Below are 6,580 nucleotides of genomic sequence, written 5' to 3' on the forward strand. Positions count from 1 at the left end.
GAACGGCCCTCCTCAACTCGGGATGGGGGTGTATACGGAGTTCTTCGCGGCGCTCTCCTCGACCGCCGCGAGTACGCGCTGCACCTGCAGTCCGTCGGCGAAGGACGGAACCGGCGCGCTGCCTTCGGCGATGGCGGTCACCAAGTCGCGGGCCTGGTGGACGAAGGAGTGCTCGTAGCCGAGGCCGTGACCCGGCGGCCACCAGGCCTCCAGGTAGGGGTGATCGGGCTCGGTGACGAGGATGCGGCGGAAGCCGGCGTGGGTGCCGGGCTCGCGGTGGTCGTGGTACTCGAGTTCGTTGAGCCGTTCCAGGTCGAAGGCCAACGAGCCGTGTTCACCGTTGAGTTCGATGCGCAGAACGTTCTTGCGGCCGGTGGCGTACCGGGTGGCCTCGAAGGAGGCAAGCGCACCCGAGGCGAAACGGCCGGTGAAGACGGCGGCGTCGTCCACGGTGACCTGGCCGACTCCGTTGGCGGACACCGCGGACAGGCCGCTGGTCGGTCCGCCGGGCAGCGGCCTGTCCCGTACGAAGGTCTCGGTGAGCGCGGACACTCCCACGACCGGCTCGCCCACGAGGTACTGCGCGAGGTCGACGATGTGCGCGCCCAGGTCGCCGAGCGCGCCCGAGCCCGCCGTCTCCTTGCGCAGCCGCCAGGTCAGCGGGAACTGTGGGTCCACCAGCCAGTCCTGAAGGTACGTCACCCGTACGTGGCGCAGGGCGCCCAACCGTCCCTCGGCGACCATCTTCCGGGCGAGCGAAGTGGCGGGCACCCGGCGGTAGTTGAAGCCGACCATCGCCACCTGGCCGCGTGCGGCCGCGGCTTCGGCGGCCTCGGTCATCGCCTCGGCCTCCTCCACCGTGTTGGCGAGGGGCTTCTCGCACAGCACGTGCTTGCCGGCGGCCAGTGCGGCAAGGGCGATCTCGGCGTGGCTGTCGCCGGGCGTGCAGATGTCGACGAGGTCGACGTCGTCCCGTGTGATCAGTGCCCGCCAGTCGGTCTCGGCCGCCGCCCAGCCGAGCCGGTCGGCCGCCGCGCGTACGGCCTGTCCGTCGCGGCCGCAGACGGCGGCGAGGACGGGGCGGCGTGGCAGGTCGAAGACGCGGCCCACGGTGCGCCAGCCCTGGGAGTGGGCGGCGCCCATGAACGCGTATCCGACCATGCCGATGCCTAGCGGCGGCCTTGCACCGTCGGGCTTCTCGACCGCTGCCCCGGCCTCTGCCTCATCGGGCTGCTGCGGCTGTCCCATGCGGGAGTCCTCCTCGTGTTGTGGCGCGGTGGGGGGTATGAGCGGGGCGCGTATGCGGTCGGACGACTGCGGGTTCGTTGTGGCTGGGCGCGCAGTTCCCCGCGCCCCTAAAGGGGCGCTCACGCGCCCTGACGGGGCGCCGTCACTTGAAGCCGGTAGGCATGTACTGGTCGACGTTCTCCTTGTCGACGACTGCCGAGTAGAGCGTCAGGGACGCCGGGATCTCGAACTCGGCGAGGCCGCCCACGCCCTTGCCCTGGCCGAGGGCGCGGGCGAGGTCGATCGCGGAGGCGGCCATGGTGGGCGGGTAGAGGACGGTGGCCTTGAGGACGCCGTCGTCGGCCTTGATGGCCTGGAAGGCGGACAGCGCGCCCGCGCCGCCGACCATCAGGAAGTCGTCGCGGCCTGCCTGGTCGATGGCGCGCAGGGCACCCACGCCCTGGTCGTCGTCGTGGTTCCACAGGGCGTCGAAGTTCGACTGGGCCTGGAGGAGCTGGGACATCTTGGCCTGGCCGGACTCGACGGTGAAGTCCGCGGACTGCCGGGCGACCTTCTTGATGTTCGGGTAGTTCTTGAGGGCCGCGTCGAAGCCCTGCGTACGCTGCTGGGTCAGCTCCAGGTTGTCGATGCCCGCGAGCTCGATGACCTTGGCGTTCTTCTTGTCCTTGAGCTTCTCGCCGATGTAGTGACCGGCGTTCAGGCCCATGCCGTAGTTGTCGCCGCCGATCCAACAGCGGTACGCCTGCGGCGAGTTGAAGATCCGGTCGAGGTTGACGACGGGGATGCCGGCGCGCATGGCCTGGAGCCCGACCTGGGTGAGGGCCTTGCCGTCGGCGGGCAGAACCACCAGGACGTCGACCTTCTTGTTGATCAGGGTCTCGATCTGGCCGATCTGCGCGGCGGTGTCGTTGGAGCCCTCGGTGATCTCCAGCGTCACGTCCTTGTACTTCTTGGCCCGGTTCTTGGCGTTGTCGTTGATGGCGTTGAGCCAGCCGTGGTCGGCCTGGGGGCCGGCGAAGCCGATGGTGACGGGCTTGCCTGGCTTGTCGTCGGCGGCGGGCTGGTCGTTGGAGGCCGGCTCGTCGCTGGACTCGTTACTCGTGCAACCGGTGAGGAGCGCACCGGCCCCTACGGCGGCGGTGCCGAAGAGCAGTCCTCTGCGGCTGGTGAACTCTGGCATGGCGGTGGACCCTTCCGTGAAGGACGTGCGAAACGGCTCAAGTCGTGCTGGTGCTACGGCTTCAAGTCGTACTGGCGGTACTGGCGTCAAGTCGTGGATGCCGTACGGGCGTCAAGTCGTATGTGCGGTACGGCGCTGGACGAGCACGGCGGCGACGATGATCGCGCCCTTGGCGATCTGCTGGACGTCGCTCTGCAGGTTGTTCAAGGCGAAGATGTTGGTGATCGTGGTGAAGATCAGTACGCCGAGCACCGAGCCGACGATGGTGCCGCGCCCGCCGCTGAGCAGCGTGCCGCCGATGATCGCGGCGGCGATGGCGTCGAGTTCGTACAGGTTGCCGTTGGTGTTCTGGCCCGAGCCGGCGAGCACGATCAGCAGGAAGGCGGCGATGCCGCAGCACAGCCCGGAGAGCAGATACAGGTACAGCCGCTGCCGGCGTACGTCGATACCCGCGAGCCGGGCGGCTTCCGCATTGCCGCCGACGGCCACGGTCCGCCGCCCGAAGGTGGTGCGGTTGAGCAGCAGCCAGCCGATGACGGTGACCACCGCGAAGACCATGACCAGCGGCGGGATGCCCAGGACGTAGGCGTCGCGCCCGCCGAGGTCCAGCACGCTCTGGACCGTGACGACCTGGGTGTTTCCGTCGGTGATCTGCAGGGCGAGCCCGCGGGCCGAGGCGAGCATGGCCAGCGTCGCGATGAACGGGACCATTGCGCCGTACGCGATCAGCATGCCGTTCACCAGGCCGCAGCCCACGCCGACGATCACCGAGGTGAAGAGGATGCCGATGAAGCCGTACTCCTGGGTGGCCACGGTCGTGGCCCATACGGAGGCGAGCGCGACGATCGCGCCGACGGACAGGTCGATGCCGCCGGAGACGATGACGAAGGTCATGCCGACGGTGACGACACCGATGACCGAGGCCTGGGTGAGGACGAGTTGGAGGTTGCGGGTGTCGAGGAACTGGTCGGGCTTGGTGATGCCGCCGATGATGATCAGGGCGGCGAGTACGCCGAGCAGCGAGAGGGTGCGGACGTCGGCGCGGGCGGTGAGTGCCCGCCAGGGGCTGGGTCCCTCCACCGGCGACATTTTCGGGGTGTCATCCCGGGGCGGTGATGCGTGCTGCGTCATGACGCCGGAGTTCCTTCCATGACGAGGTCGAGTACGCGGGGTTCGTCGAGCTCCCGGGCGGGCGCCGTGTGCACGACGTGGCCCTCGCGGAGCACCAGGACGCGGTCGGCGAGCCCGAGGACTTCGGGCACTTCGCTGGAGACCAGGAGCACGGCCAGGCCTTCGTCGGCGAGGCGGCGGATGACGGCGTACAGCTCGGCGCGGGCGCCGACGTCGACGCCGCGGGTGGGCTCGTCGAGCAGCAGCACCCGGCAACCGCGCAGCAGCCAGCGGGCCAGTACGGCCTTCTGCTGGTTGCCGCCGGAGAGGGTGCGCACGGGCACGGAGGGGTTGTCGGGGCGCAGCGACAGCTCGCGCGTGGCCTTGAGGGCCGCTTCCCGCTCGCCGCTGCGGTCCAGCCAACCCCCGTACGAGAAGCGGGACATGGAGGACACGGACACGTTCCGCGTGACGGACTCCAGCATCAGCAGGGCCTGCGCCTTGCGCTCCTCGGGGGCAAGTCCCAGTCCGGCGCGGACGGCGTCCCGTACGCTGCCCGGCTTCAACCGCCTTCCGTCTACGAGGACTTGACCTGCGGTCGGTTTGCGTGCGCCGTAGATGGTCTCCAGGATCTCGGAGCGCCCGGAGCCGACGAGTCCGGCAAGGCCGACGATCTCGCCCGGCCGGAGGCTGAGGTCGAGGGGTGCGAACTCCCCTTCCCGCGCAAGGCCTTTGACCTCGAGCACCGGATCCGGGAGCGCGTCGTGCACCGGCCGCTCGGGGAAGACGTACTCCACGTTCCGTCCCGTCATCAGCGCCACGACCTCGCGCGTCGGCGTCGACTTCGCGGGCAGCCCGCCCGCTACCGCGCGCCCGTCCTTGAGGACCGTGACGCGGTCGCCGATGCGGCGGATCTCCTCCAGGCGGTGCGAGATGTAGACGACGGCGACGCCGTCCGCGGTGAGGTCGCCGACGATGCGGAAGAGGTTGTCGACCTCGTCGGGGTCGAGTGCGGCGGACGGCTCGTCCATGACGATGAGGCGTACGTCGTGGGAGAGCGCCCGCGCCATGGAGACGATCTGCTGCTGGGCGGCGGACAGGTCGCCGACGAGCCGGGCCGGATCGATCTCCGGGTGGCCAAGTCGCTTGAGAAGAGCGGCAGTTGAGGAGCGCGCGCCCTTGCGTCGTACGACGAAACCGGCGGCCGTCGGCTCATGGCCCAGGTAGACGTTCTCGGCCACCGACAGGCCCTCCACCAGGTCGAGTTCCTGGTAGATGGTGGCGATACCGAGGCGCATCGCGGCGATCGGCGAGCGGAGGGTGACGGGGTCGCCGCGCCAGTTGATGGTGCCGTTGTCGGGCTGGTGGGCGCCGGCCAGGACCTTGATGAGGGTGGACTTCCCGGCGCCGTTCTGGCCGAGCAGACAGTGCACCTCGCCGGGCTGGACGTCGAGGTCGACGCCGTCGAGCGCGCGGACGCCGGGGAACGACTTGGTGATCCCGGACATGGTGAGCAGCGGTGGTTCTGATGCCATGACGGTTCCCCTTGGCGGGCGTGCGGGCCGGTTCAGGGCAGGGCGGGGTAGGGCAGGGGCGGTGCGGGGTGCTGAGTCGGAGTGGTGGCAGGGTGTCGTCGTGCTGGTGGCTTTACGTGGCGCTGGTGAGCGTGACGTGCGGCCCTGGTGAGCTTGACGTGCTGCGTTAAGCGGGTGAGAACAGGTGGTCGCTGATGAGCCGGGCCGCGCCGATGACTCCGGCGGTGGGGCCCAACTCCCCCAGAACGATCGGGAGGTTGCCGGTCGCGAGGGGCAGCGACTGGCGGTAGACCTGGGTACGGATCGCGGCGAGCAGGGTGTGGCCGAGGCCGGTCACCCCGCCGCCGATCACCACCAGGCCGGGGTTGAAGAAGCTGACGAGTCCGGCGATGACCTGGCCGGTGCGGAAGCCGCCTTCGCGGATCAGATCGAGCGCGGTGGTGTCGCCCGCGACGGCCGCGGCGGCGACGTCGACGGCGCTGAGGCTGCCGTTCGTCTCCAGGCGGCTGGAGAGCTCCGGCGACAGCCCCTGCTGGGCGGCTTCCGTGGCGTCGCGGGCAAGGGCGGCGCCGCTGAAGTGGGCTTCCAGGCAGCCCCGGTTGCCGCAGGCGCACTGGCGGCCGTCCGGTACCGCGAGGATGTGGCCGATGTCGCCGGCGCTGCCCGTCGTACCGCGGTAGACCTCACCGCCGACGACGATGCCGCAGCCGATACCGGTGCCGATCTTGACGCAGAGGAAGTCGCCCACGGAGCGTGCGACGCCCGCGTGCTGCTCCCCCATGGCCATCAGGTTCACATCGTTGTCGACCATGACGGGGCAGCCGAGGTCCTGGCTCAGCGCCTCGCGCACCGGGAACCCGTCCCAGCCCGGCATGATCGGCGGGGCGACCGGGACACCCTCGGGGAAACGGACGGGTCCTGGTACGCCGATGCCGGCGCCGTCGAAACCTTCCGCGAGCCCCGAGGCCCTCAACTTCGCCGCCATGGACAGGACTTGCTCGAAGACCGCGACCGGGCCCTCGCGTACGTCCATGGGCTGGTTGATGTGTCCCAGCACTTCCAGCTCGGCGTTGGTGACGGCCACATCGATCGACGTCGCGCCGATGTCCACGCCGAGGAAGCGCAGAGCGGGCGCGAGCCGGATGTTGTGGGAACGTCGGCCACCGCGCGAGGCGGCGAGTCCGTCGGCGACCACGAGCCCCGTCTCCAGGAGACGTTCGACCTCCACAGCCAGCTTGGACCGCGAGAGGTCGACCCGATCGCCCAGCTGGGCACGGGAGTTGGGCCCGTCGTCACGCAACAGCCTGAGCAGCCGCGCCTGGTGGGCGTTCGCGGGTCGCGCCGTCATACGTCTCACGAGCCCCTCCCCGCCTCATCGGCACAGCTTCGTCGTGCTTTCGAGGGGAACGTAGCAGCGGTTGCCGAGAGTGGGAAGAAGTTGCGCAGGAATTAGCGCTGACTTTTTCCACTGACAGGACAAAGACGGGGGTCTGGTGACTCAGGTGCC

The 6,580-nt window shown here is 69.7% G+C and carries 5 protein-coding genes; all 5 read right to left on the reverse strand.

Translation table 11 applies throughout. The features are described 5' to 3' along the window. Nucleotides 1-12: 12 nt before the first annotated feature. Complete coding sequence (locus IEZ21_RS41360; RefSeq protein ID WP_189326971.1) at nt 13-1,248, reverse strand: Gfo/Idh/MocA family protein; 1,236 nt, start codon at nt 1,246-1,248, stop codon at nt 13-15. 142 nt (nt 1,249-1,390) lie between these two features. After that, a complete protein-coding gene (locus tag IEZ21_RS41365) occupies nt 1,391-2,428 on the reverse strand; it encodes a substrate-binding domain-containing protein (protein ID WP_189326972.1) in 1,038 nt (345 codons plus the stop codon). A 111-nt stretch (nt 2,429-2,539) separates the two neighbouring features. After that, nucleotides 2,540-3,559 (reverse strand): ABC transporter permease, encoded by a 1,020-nt coding sequence (locus tag IEZ21_RS41370; RefSeq protein ID WP_189326973.1) that lies wholly within the window; start codon nt 3,557-3,559, stop codon nt 2,540-2,542. Next, on the reverse strand, nt 3,556-5,073 hold the full coding sequence (locus IEZ21_RS41375) for a sugar ABC transporter ATP-binding protein (protein ID WP_189326974.1): 1,518 nt from the start codon (nt 5,071-5,073) through the stop codon (nt 3,556-3,558). The genes IEZ21_RS41370 and IEZ21_RS41375 overlap by 4 nt, the downstream gene beginning before the upstream one ends. A 166-nt stretch (nt 5,074-5,239) precedes the next feature. Beyond that, nucleotides 5,240-6,421: an ROK family transcriptional regulator gene (locus tag IEZ21_RS41380; RefSeq protein ID WP_189326998.1), complete on the reverse strand. Its 1,182-nt coding sequence runs from the start codon at nt 6,419-6,421 to the stop codon at nt 5,240-5,242. Between the last annotated feature and the right edge of the window lie 159 nt (nt 6,422-6,580).

Origin of the sequence: Streptomyces flaveus, assembly GCF_014647675.1 — a bacterium.
In the GTDB taxonomy this organism is placed as follows: domain Bacteria; phylum Actinomycetota; class Actinomycetes; order Streptomycetales; family Streptomycetaceae; genus Streptomyces; species Streptomyces flaveus.